Genomic DNA, 15,858 nt, shown 5'->3' with positions numbered 1-15,858 from the left:
TTGGGCTTTACTTGTGACTTTTTTAACAAGCCCACTATTTATAAATGATTAATTATTGCCTTCAAAGCTTGCCCTATCATCTATTTGGCAAACTTTTTTATGACGTGTGAAATCTGCTTTGAAACAAAAATGAGAATCAAGTAATGGAGTTTTGCGAGGAGCTCTTTCTTCTTAATCATACAAAAGATGGTCTATTCTTTCTATACGTTTCGTAAAAAATAGCACAAAAAAAGACGCAAATGATAAATTTTACCATTTGCGTCATAATCCATAGCTTTATTTTCTTTTTTGTTTATCGACTCTGAGAATACTTTTATTAAAGTTTTTAAATGGTGCTGCGCGTTTCACTTTCATTTTAGGGAAAGATTTTAGCATTCTTCGCTCATTAAATTTAAGTTTACGCATACTAGCAGCAAGTTCTTTGTCTTGTTTTCTTTTTGCTTCCATTTCAGCAATTTTCATATCGACATTTTCTTGTTTTTTCAAAAGTCCTTCTTCAAATTCTTTCGCACGTTCTTTTACGCTCGCTTTTAGTTCGTTTGCTTGGGCAGTTAGTTTTTCATTAAATTCAGCAAGTGCTTTTTGGAATGACAGCATGCTTGTGACTGATTTAATCGTATCAATAAGCATAAGAACCACGATGAGAGCAGGAATAATCCAGCCTCCCCAGCTTAAAACCCAATCCGCGAATTCGGTGACAAGTGGATGCAAGAAGCGTACAACGATAATACAAGCAAATCCCCAAAAAATCGAAATCGGCAAGCAAATCCGTCCTTTTACATTGAGCGGCCAGTTGTGATAATCCCACCACGTTGTATGGAACATTGCTTCCAAAATCGTTGCGGTTATGTATTCAATCACTGTGCAAATAATCATCGAAAAAATGAATAAAGCCCATAAATTGTTTTGAAACGGTAAAATCATCATTAAAACTGTCGTTACCCCAAACCCGTAAATGGGACAATATGGACCATAAAGAAAACCACGATACACTAACTTCTTCTCTGAAATCGAGCAAAAAACTTCCTCCCAAGCCCATCCAAGAACAGAATAAATAAAGAAGTATAAGATAAACATATTAATATCCATCTTTTCATCTCCTTTTTGTTTTCTTTTTCACAATCAATTTCATTATAACAGAAATAAGAACTTCTTAACTAAATTAGTCAAAAAGTTCCGCTTGTTTATATTTTGGTAACTTATTCTTCGCTTCTGAGTATGCATGCTGGATTAATGCGCAAATCAAGTCTTTATCTCGTTCTTCTTCCAATAAAACAGAAATCCAAACTCGTTTATTCATGTAATAACCGGGAACGATGGCTGGATTTTCTGCGCGAAGTTGCTCACTTTTTCCGGCATCGCACTTCAAGGTTAAAATGGGCTGTCCTTCTTTATTCGTTCCGCGCATTGCCATTAGCTGATCCAAAACATGATAGCGCTCCGCTCCCCATTCTTCTTTAAAAGAATACTGGACTCCTATAAGGCCACTGATTTCCTCCCGTACCCAAGCAAATTCATTAATCATTGTAAGCCCTCCATATTGTTATTTTAAAAAAGCATGTTCGTTTTTCATTGTATATATGCGACATTTTGTTGCATTACATAAATCAGGACCTACTAAATTATTTCCCGGGAAATTTCTATCATCTGCACACTCGGTAGATATTCTTTATAGCCAGCACACTTTGGTGTAGCTACAATGGGATAAAACGTTTCTAGCTTTGCCATAAAGAAACCTCCTTTTTCTCATAGTACCACAAATTTTTATCTTCAATCATGCTTCTTTCTTTTATTTACGGGTATTAAGTAAATAAGGGAAAAACTTTTGAGAGGGTGATACAAAATGTCTGCTTACAAACGGATTCTTGTTGGTGTTGATGGATCAAACGAAGCGGAAGCCGCACTAAGACGAGCTGTTCAATTTGCCAAAATGGATGGTGCCACGCTTGGTATTGGTTTTGTTGCCGATGTACGCCGAATTGCACCACTAATTGATTATGAACAAACCTATGCCAAAAAAGCCAAAGCATACGGAGAAGAATTAGTTGAAATGTACAAAAAAGAGGCCGAAAAAGCTGGTGTCACGCATGTAGAAACTTTTGTTCACTTTGGCACACCAAAAACTACCTTTAATAAAAAAATAACTCGAAATTTTGAACCTGATTTAATTTTAGTTGGTGCAACTGGACTTTCAGCAACAGAGCAATTTATTCTTGGTAGTGTTTCTGAATATACGGCCGCTCATGCACCATGCGACGTAATTATTGTTCATGCAAAACCATGGCGTAACAGAAAGACTGTCGAAAAACTCTAATTCATGTATAATGAAGGTATTGATTATACGGCAGGAGGAGAAAAAATGACAGTTAGTAAAGTTGCCATTGCTTCAGACCATGGCGGAATTGAGTTACGAAAAAGTATTATTTCTTATCTTGAAAGCGTTGGAATTAGTTATGAAGAATTCGGACCCGAAGCACCAGAATCAGTGGATTATCCGGGGCTCGCGATTACGGTCAGCGAAAAAGTCGTGAATAATGAAGTCGACCGCGGGATTTTAGTTTGTGGCACAGGTATTGGTATGAGTATCGCAGCCAATAAAGTAAAAGGCATTCGTTGCGCACTTGTTGGCGATACATTTAGCGCCCATGCAACGCGCGAACATAATGATACAAATGTCCTTGCACTTGGAGCGAGAGTCATAGGTCCGGGACTAGCAGAAGATATTGTCAAAATTTGGTTAGAAACAGCATATGAAGGTGGCAGACACGCAAATCGTGTTGGGCAAATCACAGCATACGAAGACAGACACGCTTAAAATAATAATAACGACCAAGTCTAATTTTATAGGCTTGGTCTTTTTTTATGTCCACTTTATTAATAGTTCACAAATAGTAATTTATTCCCGTTTTGCTAGCATAAATGAGGACATTTACACATTGTAAATAAGAACGTTTGTTCGTATAATATATTTAAGCAACAGCTAATTATTTGAAAATATTGGAGATGTCATCATATGAGCTACCAAGATCGCGGCATGAAGAAATGGGGCGGTTTTTTATTAAGCGAGCATACAGAAGCAATGCAAGACGCTGAACCAACTTTAGTATGGAAAGAAGCTATGACTACAGAATTTATCGAAAGCGTGCTAGCTAGCGCGATGACACATCAGTCTACGCTTGTTATCCAGAAAAAGCCATTAAACCCAGAATCTGCTCCTGAAAATGATATTATTGGTCGTATTTCAGGCGTGGAGAACAACACCATTTACATTAAAAACTCTGAGGGGACTGTCCCACTTTCCTTCTCTGCTATTCGAAATGTAGAAGAAAGGAGTGTCGACAAATGGTACAAGTAGAAGATTATAGCCGTGCACCGCGCCGTGATATTTTGTGCATCGATATTAAGTCGTTTTTTCGCCTCTGTTGAGTGTGTTAAACGTCGGCTGAATCCACTTGAAGCTTATTTAGTAGTAATGAGTAACGCCGACCGGGCTGGTGGTCTCGTTTTAGCTGCAACGCCAAAAATGAAACAAGAACACCACATTAAAACTGGCTCAAGAATGTATGAACTCCCGACTTGGGATAAGCGCATTATTATCGCACCACCGCGAATGAAACTATATTTAAAAGTAAACGCGATGATTCAAGCTATTTTCAGACGTTATGTTCCCGCTGAGTTTATTCATGTTTATAGTATTGATGAATGTTTTTTAGACATCACCGGATCGCACCTGTTATTCGGTAGCACGGAAGAAATTGTTCGCAAAATCCAGCGTGATATTTTAGAGGAATTGCGGCTGTATGTTACGGTTGGTATTGGCGACAACCCTCTTCTTGCCAAACTCGCGCTCGATAATGTGGCAAAAAACCGGGATGACAGCATCGCTGAATGGCGCTATGAAGATGTTCCCGAGACCATTTGGAAAATCAGACATTTGGATGATGTATGCGGAATTGGTCGGAGGACTGCCATTCGACTGCAAAAAATGGGGATTTTCAATATGTATCAACTTAGTCAAACTCCGCCGCAAGTATTAAAAAACGCAATGGGAGTTGTTGGTGAACAGCTTTACTATCACGCACACGGAATTGATTACAGCCTTTTAAACGAAAAATATGTTCCAGTTAGTAAAAGCTACGGGAAAAGCCAGATTCTTGAAAAAGACTATCATATTCCCGCTGAAGTGGAGATAGTTATTCGTGAAATGGTTGAGGAAGTAGCGATGCGCTTACGACAAAACCATGTGGATACGGAGGTTATTCATTTAAGTATCGGCTACAGTAAATACAGCATAAAAAAAGGATTCAGCCATCAAGCTAAAATCCCTTCTACTAGTAGTAGTCATGCTCTTATTCCTTATTTCCTGCAACTATTCAGACGTTACGATGAACGAGAACCCGTGCGCTCCATTGCGATTTCGTGTGGTAAACTCACTTTAAAAACCGGACTGCAACTCAATCTATTTGAGGATGCCACCCGCACATTAAATCACGAGCAATTAGAAGTAACTGTCGATAAAATTCGCACTCGCTATGGTTTTAAATCACTTATGCATGCGAGTAGCTTACTAAATGGAGCGACTGGATTAAAACGTTCTGAAATGGTTGGTGGTCACAAAGGTTAACTTATTCTGGTTTCACGCGGAACAAGAAATCCTCTACCATTGTTGTAAATATTTTTGGTTGTTCAATTTGTAAATTATGTCCCGCAAAATCAAGGATAGCAAAAGAAGCATGTGGATATTTTTCAAGCAATGTAAGCCCGTCTGCGTATCCCACGTGATCATCTTGACGACCAAACAAGAATAATCCCGGTACATCGAATTGCGCTTTTTCGTCTGGATCAAAGCTAAGCGCATAATTCGCGGATAATCGGTCTAAAAATTCTCCATCTGCATTAATCATTCCCGCCATCACTTCCGCCAAGAAACGATTCCAGTTTCTTGCTGTTAAAATAACGCCACTTTTTGAAAAGTACGCTCGGTCTTCTTTGGATAGCGACCGTACAAACGTATCATCTTGGTACATGACTTTTTGTTCGGGTAAAGTTCTTCTTTCCTTTTCAGGATAAATGACTGGGCAAATAAGCAAGACTCCAAGTACTCTATCTGGCATTTTCGCTGCGATTCCGCGAGCTAAATAACCACCATACGATTCTCCGGCGAGTACAAATTGCTCGCCCGGAATTACAGCTTCAATAAATTCTAGTAAAAGAGTGAGTACATGGTCAGCATTTTGAATTGAGTCGTAATTCTCGGTTTTCCCCATTCCTGGTAAATCCAAATAAATGCGCGAGAATGGACTTTCCTTATCAAAGACTGGCTCCATGCAACCAATCATCAGCTGCGAATCAGGTGCAAAGCCATGAATCATTATTATTGGTATTCCTTCACCATATTTTTCATAATAAACGTCTACGCTACGGATTGTTTTATGCATATTAATTCCTCCTGGCGTTTATTTTTATCATAACATATTATTATTCTTCTGCCATCCGGTATCCAACCCCGACTTCTGTCAAAATGTACGCAGGTTCAGCAGGATTTTGTTCGATTTTACGCCTGATATTACTCATGTTTACCCGAAGTGCTTGATTTTCACTTGAATAAGGTCCCCAAATTTCTCGGATAATATAGTCATGCGTGAGGACTTTTCCAGCGTGACGTGCTAATAGGAGCAAAATTTTATATTCAATCGGCGTAAAGTGAATTTCCGTATCGCCCATTTTGACAAGTCGGCGGTCGTCATCAATATACAGGTCTTGAATGCGAATAATATGGTCATTTGACGCTTCTTTACTGCTCGGTTGAATGTGTCTAAGGGCAGTTCGAATGCGTGCCAGTAGTTCCGATGTGCCGAATGGTTTCGTGATATAATCATCTGCGCCAAGATCAAGTGCAGTTACTTTTTCTCGTTCATGATCGCGCGCGGATACGACAATAATCGGCACTTTCGACCAAACGCGAATATCCCGAAGCACGTCTAGTCCTTCCACATCTGGCAAACCTAGGTCAAGCAACACTACATCCGGCGAATGGCTGGCCGTCTGTTCTAGCGCTTCTTTACCGTTCACTGCTTTAATTACCGCATAATCGCTCGCCGTCAAAACAGCTGAAATAAAATTACTAATGCCTTCTTCATCTTCCACAATTAGCACAAGTCGTTTGCTGTTCATTTTCCATCTCCTCCGTCTAGTGGCAAAGTGAACCAGAATGTCGCCCCACCATGTTCGTTGTTTTTCGCTTCTAAAGTCCCGTCATGCGCTCGAATAATCGACATACAAATCGATAAACCAAGTCCTAATCCGCGTGACATATCCGAACGCTCTCTCGCTTCCACAGCAAAAGTATCAAATAAATCTGGCAAGCGATTTTCTGGAATGCCTTTTCCGTTATCACGAACACTAAAAATCGCACTTTTCTTCGTTTTCGTCACGTTCACCCAAACTTCCGCATCAGATCCACCATGTCGCAACGCATTTTCCATTAAATTAATAAGGACTTGCTCAATTAACGTGCCATCCATCGGAACCATAAGAAGGTCGCGCGGTACTTTGACATGGATTGTTCGGTCTGCAAAACGTTTTTTGATTCGACCGACAGCCTCACCAACAATTTCTTCTACGGCTTCTGGAGCTCGTTCCAAACTCACTAATCCTTCACTAATTCTCGTCACAGAAAGTAAATTCTCAACCATCCGAATGAGCCAGCCAGAGTCATCTTTAATACCTTTAATTAAATTATGTTCCGTTTCTTTATCTAACTCAGTTTCTTTTTCAAGTAAGGCAGAACTTGCTCCAACAATACCAGTTAGCGGTGTTCTTAAATCATGCGAAATCGCCCGAAGTAAATTGCTTCTCATTTTTTCTTTTGCTGATTCGATGACGATTTGGCGTTGTTCTTCGGATAAATATTGCCGTTCTAAAGCTAGCGCCACTTGAGAGCTAATCATTCGTAAAAAGATCCGATTATCTTGTGTAAGTGGACCATCCTCTGGGGAGCAAGAAACGCCAATCACACCAAGCACTTTTCCTTGTGACATCACTGGCATATAATAACCAAATGCCCCCATTAGCGTATCCGTCCCGGCACCCGCCCGCTTTTTATTTTTAAATACCCAATGCGCGACAGCTTCTTCATCCGCACTAAGAAGCGCACTCGCATCTTCTTTTCCTTCTGCTTGCACGAAAATCCCTTTATTACTTTTGGCAGGATCCGCAGAATAAAAAATAACGGAGCGGCTAAATAAATGCAAAATATATTCGTTGGTTAAATCAATAATTCCTTTTAAATTACGGGTAACTAATAGGCGCTTATTGATTTCATAAAGCACTTCGGTTCGACGTTCTCGCTCAACGGCCAGGCTAGCTTGCGTTTTAATTCGGACAGTTAGCGCACTCGTAATAAGAGCAACTAAAAGCATAATTCCGAACGTCACCGGATAGCCCGCTTGAATTGTATTAAACGTATAAAGTGGCGTCGTGAAAAAGAAATTAAATAACATAACGCCAATGATAGAACCCATAACGCCATAAACATAGCCACTTGTTACGCGAGAAATAATTAACACGGATAAAATATATACCATAATAACATTTTGATCACCAATGCCGAATTCACTTAAACCGACACAAATCGCCGTTGCCAATGCTAGAAGTAAAATCATTTTCGCCATATCATGCCAGGATAGAAAGCTTTTAAAACGTATTTTCATTCGACGTTTTTTAGTTTGCGGTTGGCTTGAGGGAATAATATGCATATCGACGTTATCAAGGTGCGTAATGAGACGATCCTCAAAATCCTCTTCAAATAAAGACCTTAAACCCATGCGGCGACGCGATTTCCCGACAACGATATTTGTCACACCAGTCAACCGGGCGTACTCAGCTACTGTTTCTGCAATGTCGTGTCCGGCAAGGGTAACAATTTCCGCGCCAAGTCGTTCAGCGAGTTCCATCGTTTCCCGCAAACATTTTTTCTCCGCTTTAGTCATGTAATCATTTTCTTCATTTTCAATATAAAGGGCAGTCCACGGTGCGCGGAAAGCTTCGGCGGTGCGCGCTGTCCAGCGAATGAGTTTTGCAGACGAAGGCGACGTCCCAATACAGACTAGCCATTTACTACTCGCCCGTTTTTCTGGATAAATCCCTGTTTGATCGTATTCATGGCTAATTCGATCGGCCGCTTTTCGCATCGCAATTTCACGCAAGAGTTTTAAGTTTTTTCTAGTGAAGAAGTTCTGCATCGCTGTTTTTGCGCGTGCTGGTTGGTAAATTTTACCCTGTTCTAACCGTTTTAAAAGTTCATCGGGTTCAATATCAATTAACTTAACTCGGTCCGCCTCATCAAAAACATAGTCAGGAATCGTTTCGCGAACAGCTACTTTGGTAATGCCTTCTACAATATCATTTAAACTTTCAATATGTTGTACATTGACAGTCGTATACACATCAATTCCCGCTTGAAGCAATTCTTCCACATCTTGGAAACGTTTCTTATTGCGTACGCCTGATGCATTCGTATGTGCGAGTTCGTCTACCAAAATAAGTTCTGGTTTTCGTTTCAACGCTTCGTCCAAATCGAATTCTTTGAGCGCGATATTTTTATGATTGATTGCTTTAGGAGGGATAATCGGAATTCCTTCTAACATTCTCAGAGTTTCCTCGCGGGCATGGGGTTCAATATAACCCGCCACGACATCCACACCTGCTGCTAACTGATCTTTGGCGTCACTTAACATGGCGTAAGTTTTCCCAACACCTGCTGCAAATCCAAAATATATTTTTAATTTACCTACTGATGAATCTGCTTCTTCTTGCAAATTCACGAGTAGCGCATCCGGACTTGGACGATTCGTCTCCATATGCTCGCCTCCAACTACTTACATTTTCAAACTATCTAATGCCACATTCACTTGTAATACGTTCACGGTCGGCTCACCCCAAAAACCTAACAATCGCTTGCTTGTGTTTTCAGCAATGATTTCTTTAACCACTTTGGTAGAAATTCCACGTTCTCTAGAAATCCGGTCTACTTGATAAGCCGCAGCTGCCTCTGAAATGTCTGGATCTACTCCGCTTGCTGATGCAGTTACAAGATCCATTGGAATAACGCGGTTGTTAGCTGGGTCTAGTTTGTGCCACCAAGCAATTCGTTTTTCTACTAATTGTTTTTGTTCTTCGCTAGTTGGGTTTAAATTAGTCGCCGCCCCGTCACTCGCAGCTCGCCCGATTAAGTATTCAGGCTGAGTAAATGTTTGGCCAATTTCGGTAGAACCATATTTTCCTGATTCCCCGTCTGCTAACTTTCCTTCTATTATACTGCCATTTGCTTTGTCCTGAAAAGCCGCACCTGCAATAATTGTGACAACCCCTGGATAAATCACGCCACATACCAATGTTAAAAGTAGAAATCCCACTACTGCCGGCTTCCAAATTTGCATAAATCTTTTCATGTTCTCTCCCCCTCTTAAACGATTCCTAAAACAGTTAACAGCATATCAATTAATTTAATTGCAATAAATGGTGCAATTAAACCACCAAGGCCGTAAATCAACATATTGCGACTTAATAATTTTCCAGCTGGCATTTCACGATACTTCACGCCTTTTAAAGATAACGGAATTAAGAAAATAATAATCACTGCGTTATAAATAATCGCGGACAAAATCGCACTCGTAGGGCTTGTTAAATTCATCAAGTTAAGTGCTTCAAGTTGTGGGAAAATCCCGTAAAAAAGCACAGGAATAATCGCAAAGTATTTCGCCAAATCGTTAGCAACACTAAATGTAGTCAAAGCTCCGCGAGTCATTAAAAGTTGTTTTCCGATGCGAACAATATCAATTAATTTAGTTGGGCTAGAATCAAGGTCCACCATATTTCCCGCTTCTTTGGCAGCTTGCGTCCCTGTATTCATCGCCACAGCAACATCGGCTTGCGCAAGAGCTGGTGCGTCGTTTGTGCCATCTCCTGTCATTGCAACCAAATGCCCTTCTCGTTGATATTCGCGAATTAATTCCAATTTTGCTTCTGGAGTTGCTTCAGCTAGAAAATCATCCACTCCAGCTTCTGCCGCAATTGCCGCCGCGGTCATTGGGTTATCACCGGTAATCATAATGGTTTTAATACCCATTTTTCGCAAATCAAGGAAACGTTCTTTCACCCCATTTTTCACGATGTCTTTTAAATAAATAACGCCTAGCACTTTATTATTTCGGACTACTACAAGCGGCGTTCCACCAGCGCCAGCCACTTTGCTTACAATCGTATCGCATTCTTTTGGGTACGTGCCGCCATTTGCAGATACATACGCACGAACTGCATCAGCCGCACCTTTTCGAATTGTGTTTCCTTGATAATCGATTCCACTCATTCGTGTCGTTGCAGTGAAAGGTACAAATTCTGCGTGCATTTCCGCGAAATCTCGTCCGCGAATGTCGAAACGTTCTTTTGCTAATACAACAATGCTTCGACCTTCTGCAGTTTCATCCGCAATAGAGGACAGTTGAGCCGCATCTGCTAACTCTTGTTCGGTCACCCCATCCACCGGTAAAAATTCGCTCGCTTTCCGGTTTCCAAGCGTAATCGTTCCAGTTTTATCAAGCAAAAGTACATCCACATCACCAGCTGCCTCAATCGCCCGGCCGCTCATTGCTAAAACATTCGCTTGATTTAAACGGCTCATTCCAGCAATCCCAATGGACGAAAGCAATGCGCCAATAGTGGTTGGTGCTAAACAAACAAGTAAAGCAATCACATTTGTAATCGAAATTGCCGATCCCGCCCCTGCTTGTTTACTCGCAAATTCGGTAAATGGTAAAAGTGTCGCTGAAACTGCCAAGAAAATAATTGACAGTGTCACAAGTAAAATTTGTAGCGCAATCTCATTTGGTGTTTTTTTCCGTGAAGCACCTTCTACCATCGCAATCATTTTATCTAAGAAACTTTCCCCAGAAACAGCCGTCACACGAATAACAAGCCAGTCAGAAACAAGGGTAGTTCCTCCTGTAACAGCGCTTCTATCGCCACCAGACTCGCGAATTACCGGCGCGGATTCCCCCGTTATCGCACTTTCATCGACAGAGGCCGCACCTTCAATAACTTCACCGTCCATCGGGATTTGTTCATTCGCAAGCACGTAAACAATATCCCCTTTTTTCAAATCATTCGAAGCTACTTCTATAACATCAGATTTATCTTCTAAATTTTTTAATTTCCGAGCTAAAACGTCTTTTCGAGCCATTTTTAAACTGTCTGCTTGAGCACGGCCACGCCCTTCTGCAATTGCCTCCGCAAAATTTGCAAACAAAACAGTAAACCATAAAATCAGCGCAATTGCGAGCGTATAACCAGCTTTCTCATCTGAAATTCCGAAAAAACCAAGAAAATAAAGACTTGTTGCTAAAATCGCGCCAACATATACGAGTAACATCACTGGATTTTTCACTTGTAGTTTTGGAGACAATTTTTTCATCGACTGAATTAATGCATCTTTCCAAATACCATTTTCCATCATTTCCATTCACCTCATTTGAAAGTTGTAAAGAAGTCCGCAATCGGTCCTAGTGCAAGCGCCGGCAAGAAACTAAGTGCGCCAACAAGCACTACTACTCCAATTAAAAGACCGATAAACATGCCATTTTTCGTCGATAACGTTCCACTACTTGCTGCAACCGGACTCTTTCCAGCCATATTTTGAGCCAGGTAAAGTGCCGCAATCAGCGGGATAAATCGTGCTAGCAACATCATTACCGCGCCGACCATATTTGTAAACGTCGTATCTGCCGCAAATCCAGCAAAAGCACTACCATTATTATTTCCCATAGAGGTGAAAGCATAGAGCACCTCAGAAAAGCCATGCGCCCCACTCGCCGAAACGGAAGCTTGCACACTCGGCATCATTACCGCAACCGCAGTTCCAAATAAAGTTAATAACGGTGGAACTAAAATGAGTAAACAAACCATTTTCATATCATATGGTTCAATTTTCTTCCCTAAATATTCCGGTGTCCGCCCAACCAAAAGCCCAGCGATAAACACCGTCAAAATAATAAAGCCAATCATTCCATAAAGCCCGCTACCAACACCGCCAAAAATAACTTCACCAAGCTGCATAAAGAACATTGGAACTAGCCCACCGAGCGGAGTTAAGCTATCGTGCATCGCATTCACAGCGCCGTTTGAAGCAGCCGTCGTAGAAGCCGCAAAAAGCGACGATCCGCCAACACCAAAACGCACCTCTTTACCTTCCATACTTCCAGAAGTAGTAACACCTTGATAACTTGGACCAGCGAATTGTTCTGAAATCGTAATCGCAACTACCCCAACAACAAACACAATCATCATTGCTGTCATAATCGCACGCCCTTGTTTACTGTCCTTCACCGCACGTCCAAACATCACAACAAGTGCCACAGGAATAAGCAAAATCGCAAGCATCTCTAATAAATTAGTAAAACTCGACGGATTTTCAAAAGGAAACGCCGAATTTGCCCCGAAAAAGCCTCCACCATTCGTTCCCAGTTGCTTAATCGCAATTTGACTTGCAGCTGGACCAAGCGGAATCAATTGTTTTGCTCCATTTTCAAGCGATTCAACCACCGAATAATCAGCGAATGATTGCACCACACCTTGTGACACCAAAAGAATTGCCAAAACAAGCGAAAGCGGTAGTAAAATATAAAGCGTCACCCTAAATAAATCTTGCCAAAAATTGCCCACGGTTTTCTGTTTCTTCCATATAAAGCCACGAATTACCGCAAATAACACCGCAATCCCCGTCGCCGCTGAAACAAAATTCTGTACAGTTAAGCCAATTGACTGCGAAAAATACGATAAAGCCGCCTCACCAGAGTAAGCTTGCCAGTTCGTATTCGACACAAAGCTCGCCGCCGTATTAAACGCAAGACTAAAGCTAAGCCCCTTCATACCTTCTGGATTAAGCGGTAAAAACCCTTGTAACATCAGCACCGCCATCACAAATATAAAACCAACCGCACTAAAAGCAAGAACAGATCCAGCATAACGCTTCGCTGACATCCCAGCCGCGTTCACACCCATCAACCGATAACCAAATCGTTCAACTGGCTCAAGTACCCTTGACAAAAACACCTTTTCACCAATCATTACTTTATACATATAAATTCCTAGAGGTACTGCTAAAACTAATAACAATACAATAAAAAACACATCTTGCATCACGATATACTTCATAAGTTCTCACCTCTAAATAACACATAAAATAAATATACCAATAACCCTAAACCGATTATTCCAGCAATCACTAGAACAACACCCATTTCCGTTCACCCCTTCAAAGTACTCTTTCCACCCCTTTATCCTAACAACAAATGCATAAAGACAGTGTTAAGATTCTAAAGCTCCGCATAAAGATTCCGTTAATATCTCTATGTGTGTAAAATTTACACACAAAAAAAGCCAATGTGTAAGCAAAAAACAAAATGAAAACCCTTTTATAGCCACATTTAAAGTTGGCACGGTACTTGCATATATAATAAGTGTTAAGAGAATTATCTAGAGGAGGAAATAATCATGAAAACAATCATGTTAGTATGTTCAGCAGGTATGTCTACCAGCTTACTAGTTACAAAAATGGAAAAAGCCGCTGCAGAAAAAGGTCTTGAAGCAAAAATCTTTGCAGTTGCCGAAGCAGAAGCAGCTAACCATTTAGACGAAATTGATGTTTTATTACTTGGACCACAAGTACGTTTCTTAGAAGGAAACATGAAGAAAAAATTGGAGCCAAAAGGTATTCCATTAGCTGTTATTAACAGTGTTGATTATGGAATGATGAAAGGCGACAAAGTTTTAGAACAAGCATTAGATTTAATGAAGTAAAAAAGAGGGTAATTACAGCTAGCTAGCTGAAAATTATAAAAAACTAAAGAGGTATAGTAATAACGCCATGTTTTAGAAATTATGTATTCGTCTTAACCCGGCTATTACTTTATCCCTCAAAAAAGGAGAATAAAAAATGAATGGTTTTATCGCATTTATGGAGAAATATTTCATTCCCTACGCTGCCAAAATTGGTGGACAACGTCATTTAGTAGCAATCCGTGATGGTTTCATTACAACTATGCCACTTATGATTCTAGGGTCTTTCGCCGTTTTAATTAACAACTTCCCAATTCCAGCTTACCAAAAATTCATGAATAACTTATTTGGTGAAGGAACTTGGCAAGCATTTGGCGGAAACGTTTGGAACGGTACTTTTGCTATCTTAGCATTACTTATCGCTTTCACAGTAGCTTACAACTTAGCTAAATCTTATGACAAAGATCCACTTTCTTCCGCAGTAGTTTCTGTAGCAACTTTCTTCACTATTGGCGCAATTGCTCCAGGTGCTGACGGCGTTGCAAACACTGGTGGTCTTGGATCAACTGGTCTTTTCTTAGCACTTATTATTGCAATTCTTTCCACTGAAATCTTCACTCGTTTAAGTGGTAGCCCGAAACTAGTTATCAACATGCCTGATGGTGTTCCACCGGCAGTTTCTCGTTCATTCGCAGCTTTATTCCCTGCAATGATCACTGTTTCTATCTTTGGTCTTATCACTGCGTTCTTCCAAGCAGCTGGTGTGACTAACTTAGTAATTTCTTTCTATGAATTAGTACAAGAACCGTTCATGGGTCTTGCAAACTCCTTGCCAGCAGCATTACTCTTGGCATTCGTTTCTGCTTTCCTTTGGTTCTTTGGTTTACACGGTGCGAACATTATCGACCCGTTCATGCAAACAATCAACATCCCAGCTATCGAAGCTAACGTAAAAGCACTAGAAGCTGGTAAAGAACTTCCTTACATCGTTAACAAACCTTTCTTTGACTCTTTCGTTAACTTAGGCGGAACTGGGGCAACTATCGGTTTAATCATTGCTATCTTTATCGTAGCTCGTAAACACAAAGCGTACATGACAGTTTCTAAATTGTCTGCAGCGCCAGGTCTTTTCAACATTAACGAACCAATGATGTTTGGTCTTCCAATCGTCTTGAATCCAATTATGTTCATTCCGTACATCTTGGCACCACTTGTACTTGTAACTGTAGCTTACTTTGCAACAGCTATTGGTTGGGTACCAGCTTGTACTATCGTAACTCCTTGGACTACACCACCAATTATCGGTGGAGCACTTGCAACACAAAGTATCGCTGGTGGCGTACTTGCAGCTGTAAACTTAGGTCTATCTATCCTAATCTTCCTTCCATTCGCGAAAATCGCTCAAATCCAAGAGCTACGTCGTGAAAGAGAAGCACTTGCTGCTGAAGGCGTTACTGCTGAATAATTTTTAAAAACCAAAACTTTAAGGACGTGTTTACAGATGGATTTAGAGCAAACTATTATGAGCTTGATCGTGTTCGGTGGTAATGCCAAAAGTGACGCTATGTTAGCCATTGATTCCGCTAAAAAAGGGGATTTCGCTCAAGCAGACGAACAAATCGCCCAAGCAGAACAAGCACTACTTGAAGCGCATCATTCTCAAACAAAACTTATACAAGGTGAAGCACGTGGCGAAAAAACAGAAGTTTCCCTTCTACTCGTTCACGCACAAGATCATTTAATGAATGCAATCACTTTCAAAGATTTAGCGAAAGAAATTGTAGACCTTTATAAGAACAAATAAAAACAGGGTTGTCATATATGTAGTGACCCCCTAAAGTTAAACTATTAATAGAGTGGATTTTTTCCACTCTATTTTTATGTGACTTTTTATTTAATAATATGAAAAAAAGATCCCTAGAGTTAGATTTTCAGAACTAACTTTAGGAATCTTTTTTTATTCATGTTATTTCTTTGATAATCGAAACTTTTTATAAAGCTTAAATCCTATAAAAACAATACCAA

At 40.4% G+C, this 15,858-nt stretch carries 16 protein-coding genes and 1 pseudogene; 7 read left to right on the top strand and 10 right to left on the bottom strand.

Features of this window, described 5'->3' with window-relative positions; all coding sequences use genetic code 11:
* Positions 1 to 276: 276 nt before the first annotated feature.
* The 3 genes and pseudogenes from OC533_RS09335 to OC533_RS09325 all read right to left on the bottom strand — a co-directional run.
* Positions 277 to 1,089, bottom strand: coding sequence for a putative ABC transporter permease (locus OC533_RS09335; protein ID WP_003772885.1), 813 nt, complete (start codon positions 1,087 to 1,089; stop codon positions 277 to 279).
* Positions 1,090 to 1,162: 73 nt separating this feature from the next.
* Positions 1,163 to 1,525, bottom strand: coding sequence for an MmcQ/YjbR family DNA-binding protein (locus OC533_RS09330; RefSeq protein ID WP_194323966.1), 363 nt, complete (start codon positions 1,523 to 1,525; stop codon positions 1,163 to 1,165).
* Between the two features lie 75 nt (positions 1,526 to 1,600).
* Positions 1,601 to 1,728, bottom strand: a pseudogene (locus OC533_RS09325) (AraC family transcriptional regulator); the annotation flags it as partial.
* A gap of 115 nt (positions 1,729 to 1,843) precedes the next feature.
* Here OC533_RS09325 and OC533_RS09320 point away from each other — a divergent pair.
* From OC533_RS09320 to OC533_RS09305, 4 genes are all read left to right on the top strand, one after another.
* Positions 1,844 to 2,314: a universal stress protein gene (locus tag OC533_RS09320; protein ID WP_003739880.1), complete on the top strand. Its 471-nt coding sequence runs from the start codon at positions 1,844 to 1,846 to the stop codon at positions 2,312 to 2,314.
* 45 nt (positions 2,315 to 2,359) lie between these two features.
* Positions 2,360 to 2,815: a ribose 5-phosphate isomerase B gene (gene rpiB, locus OC533_RS09315; RefSeq protein WP_194323964.1), complete on the top strand. Its 456-nt coding sequence runs from the start codon at positions 2,360 to 2,362 to the stop codon at positions 2,813 to 2,815.
* Between the two features lie 198 nt (positions 2,816 to 3,013).
* A complete protein-coding gene (locus OC533_RS09310; protein ID WP_003772882.1) occupies positions 3,014 to 3,355 on the top strand; it encodes a hypothetical protein in 342 nt (113 codons plus the stop codon).
* A gap of 12 nt (positions 3,356 to 3,367) precedes the next feature.
* The gene (locus OC533_RS09305; RefSeq protein ID WP_194323962.1) at positions 3,368 to 4,624 is read left to right on the top strand and encodes a Y-family DNA polymerase; all 1,257 of its coding nucleotides are present in this window, start codon (positions 3,368 to 3,370) and stop codon (positions 4,622 to 4,624) included.
* Between the two features lies 1 nt (position 4,625).
* Here the strand turns inward: OC533_RS09305 and OC533_RS09300 are convergent, their stop codons facing one another.
* Genes OC533_RS09300 through OC533_RS09270 form a run of 7 tightly spaced genes read right to left on the bottom strand, consistent with a single transcriptional unit; the run spans position 4,626 to position 13,295 of the window.
* On the bottom strand, positions 4,626 to 5,438 hold the full coding sequence (locus OC533_RS09300) for an alpha/beta fold hydrolase (protein ID WP_033533583.1): 813 nt from the start codon (positions 5,436 to 5,438) through the stop codon (positions 4,626 to 4,628).
* 40 nt (positions 5,439 to 5,478) lie between these two features.
* Positions 5,479 to 6,174 (bottom strand): response regulator, encoded by a 696-nt coding sequence (locus OC533_RS09295; protein ID WP_185541249.1) that lies wholly within the window; start codon positions 6,172 to 6,174, stop codon positions 5,479 to 5,481.
* Positions 6,171 to 8,861, bottom strand: coding sequence for a sensor histidine kinase (locus tag OC533_RS09290; protein WP_194323960.1), 2,691 nt, complete (start codon positions 8,859 to 8,861; stop codon positions 6,171 to 6,173). The genes OC533_RS09295 and OC533_RS09290 overlap by 4 nt, the downstream gene beginning before the upstream one ends.
* 18 nt (positions 8,862 to 8,879) lie before the next feature.
* A complete protein-coding gene (locus tag OC533_RS09285) occupies positions 8,880 to 9,452 on the bottom strand; it encodes a potassium-transporting ATPase subunit C (protein WP_045552795.1) in 573 nt (190 codons plus the stop codon).
* A gap of 14 nt (positions 9,453 to 9,466) precedes the next feature.
* Complete coding sequence (gene kdpB / locus OC533_RS09280) at positions 9,467 to 11,512, bottom strand: potassium-transporting ATPase subunit KdpB (RefSeq protein WP_160466364.1); 2,046 nt, start codon at positions 11,510 to 11,512, stop codon at positions 9,467 to 9,469.
* A gap of 11 nt (positions 11,513 to 11,523) precedes the next feature.
* A complete protein-coding gene (gene kdpA, locus OC533_RS09275; protein ID WP_003772875.1) occupies positions 11,524 to 13,209 on the bottom strand; it encodes a potassium-transporting ATPase subunit KdpA in 1,686 nt (561 codons plus the stop codon).
* Positions 13,206 to 13,295, bottom strand: a complete 90-nt coding sequence (locus OC533_RS09270) for a potassium-transporting ATPase subunit F (protein WP_031649714.1) — start codon at positions 13,293 to 13,295, stop codon at positions 13,206 to 13,208. Before OC533_RS09270 ends, kdpA begins: the two co-directional genes overlap by 4 nt.
* 253 nt (positions 13,296 to 13,548) lie before the next feature.
* Here OC533_RS09270 and OC533_RS09265 point away from each other — a divergent pair, with 253 nt between their 5' ends.
* From OC533_RS09265 to OC533_RS09255, 3 genes are all read left to right on the top strand, one after another.
* The gene (locus OC533_RS09265) at positions 13,549 to 13,854 is read left to right on the top strand and encodes a PTS sugar transporter subunit IIB (RefSeq protein ID WP_003739890.1); all 306 of its coding nucleotides are present in this window, start codon (positions 13,549 to 13,551) and stop codon (positions 13,852 to 13,854) included.
* Between the two features lie 136 nt (positions 13,855 to 13,990).
* The gene (locus OC533_RS09260; RefSeq protein WP_070752337.1) at positions 13,991 to 15,298 is read left to right on the top strand and encodes a PTS sugar transporter subunit IIC; all 1,308 of its coding nucleotides are present in this window, start codon (positions 13,991 to 13,993) and stop codon (positions 15,296 to 15,298) included.
* Positions 15,299 to 15,334: 36 nt separating this feature from the next.
* Positions 15,335 to 15,637: a PTS lactose/cellobiose transporter subunit IIA gene (locus OC533_RS09255; protein WP_003722042.1), complete on the top strand. Its 303-nt coding sequence runs from the start codon at positions 15,335 to 15,337 to the stop codon at positions 15,635 to 15,637.
* The last annotated feature ends 221 nt before the right edge of the window (positions 15,638 to 15,858 follow it).

The sequence above is a fragment of the Listeria sp. Marseille-Q6474 genome, from assembly GCF_946902005.1.
GTDB lineage: Bacteria > Bacillota > Bacilli > Lactobacillales > Listeriaceae > Listeria > Listeria innocua.
Note: the sequence above shows the minus strand (reverse complement) of the source record. Positions and strands in the feature narration are given on the sequence as shown.

Coding starts and splice junctions, on each gene's coding strand:
- OC533_RS09335 (WP_003772885.1), bottom strand. CDS start 1,089: ATGGATATTAATATGTTTATCTTATACTTCTTTATTTATTCTGTTCTT.
- OC533_RS09330 (WP_194323966.1), bottom strand. CDS start 1,525: ATGATTAATGAATTTGCTTGGGTACGGGAGGAAATCAGTGGCCTTATA.
- OC533_RS09320 (WP_003739880.1), top strand. CDS start 1,844: ATGTCTGCTTACAAACGGATTCTTGTTGGTGTTGATGGATCAAACGAA.
- rpiB (WP_194323964.1), top strand. CDS start 2,360: ATGACAGTTAGTAAAGTTGCCATTGCTTCAGACCATGGCGGAATTGAG.
- OC533_RS09310 (WP_003772882.1), top strand. CDS start 3,014: ATGAGCTACCAAGATCGCGGCATGAAGAAATGGGGCGGTTTTTTATTA.
- OC533_RS09300 (WP_033533583.1), bottom strand. CDS start 5,438: ATGCATAAAACAATCCGTAGCGTAGACGTTTATTATGAAAAATATGGT.
- OC533_RS09295 (WP_185541249.1), bottom strand. CDS start 6,174: ATGAACAGCAAACGACTTGTGCTAATTGTGGAAGATGAAGAAGGCATT.
- OC533_RS09290 (WP_194323960.1), bottom strand. CDS start 8,861: ATGGAGACGAATCGTCCAAGTCCGGATGCGCTACTCGTGAATTTGCAA.
- OC533_RS09285 (WP_045552795.1), bottom strand. CDS start 9,452: ATGAAAAGATTTATGCAAATTTGGAAGCCGGCAGTAGTGGGATTTCTA.
- kdpB (WP_160466364.1), bottom strand. CDS start 11,512: ATGATGGAAAATGGTATTTGGAAAGATGCATTAATTCAGTCGATGAAA.
- kdpA (WP_003772875.1), bottom strand. CDS start 13,209: ATGAAGTATATCGTGATGCAAGATGTGTTTTTTATTGTATTGTTATTA.
- OC533_RS09270 (WP_031649714.1), bottom strand. CDS start 13,295: ATGGGTGTTGTTCTAGTGATTGCTGGAATAATCGGTTTAGGGTTATTG.
- OC533_RS09265 (WP_003739890.1), top strand. CDS start 13,549: ATGAAAACAATCATGTTAGTATGTTCAGCAGGTATGTCTACCAGCTTA.
- OC533_RS09260 (WP_070752337.1), top strand. CDS start 13,991: ATGAATGGTTTTATCGCATTTATGGAGAAATATTTCATTCCCTACGCT.
- OC533_RS09255 (WP_003722042.1), top strand. CDS start 15,335: ATGGATTTAGAGCAAACTATTATGAGCTTGATCGTGTTCGGTGGTAAT.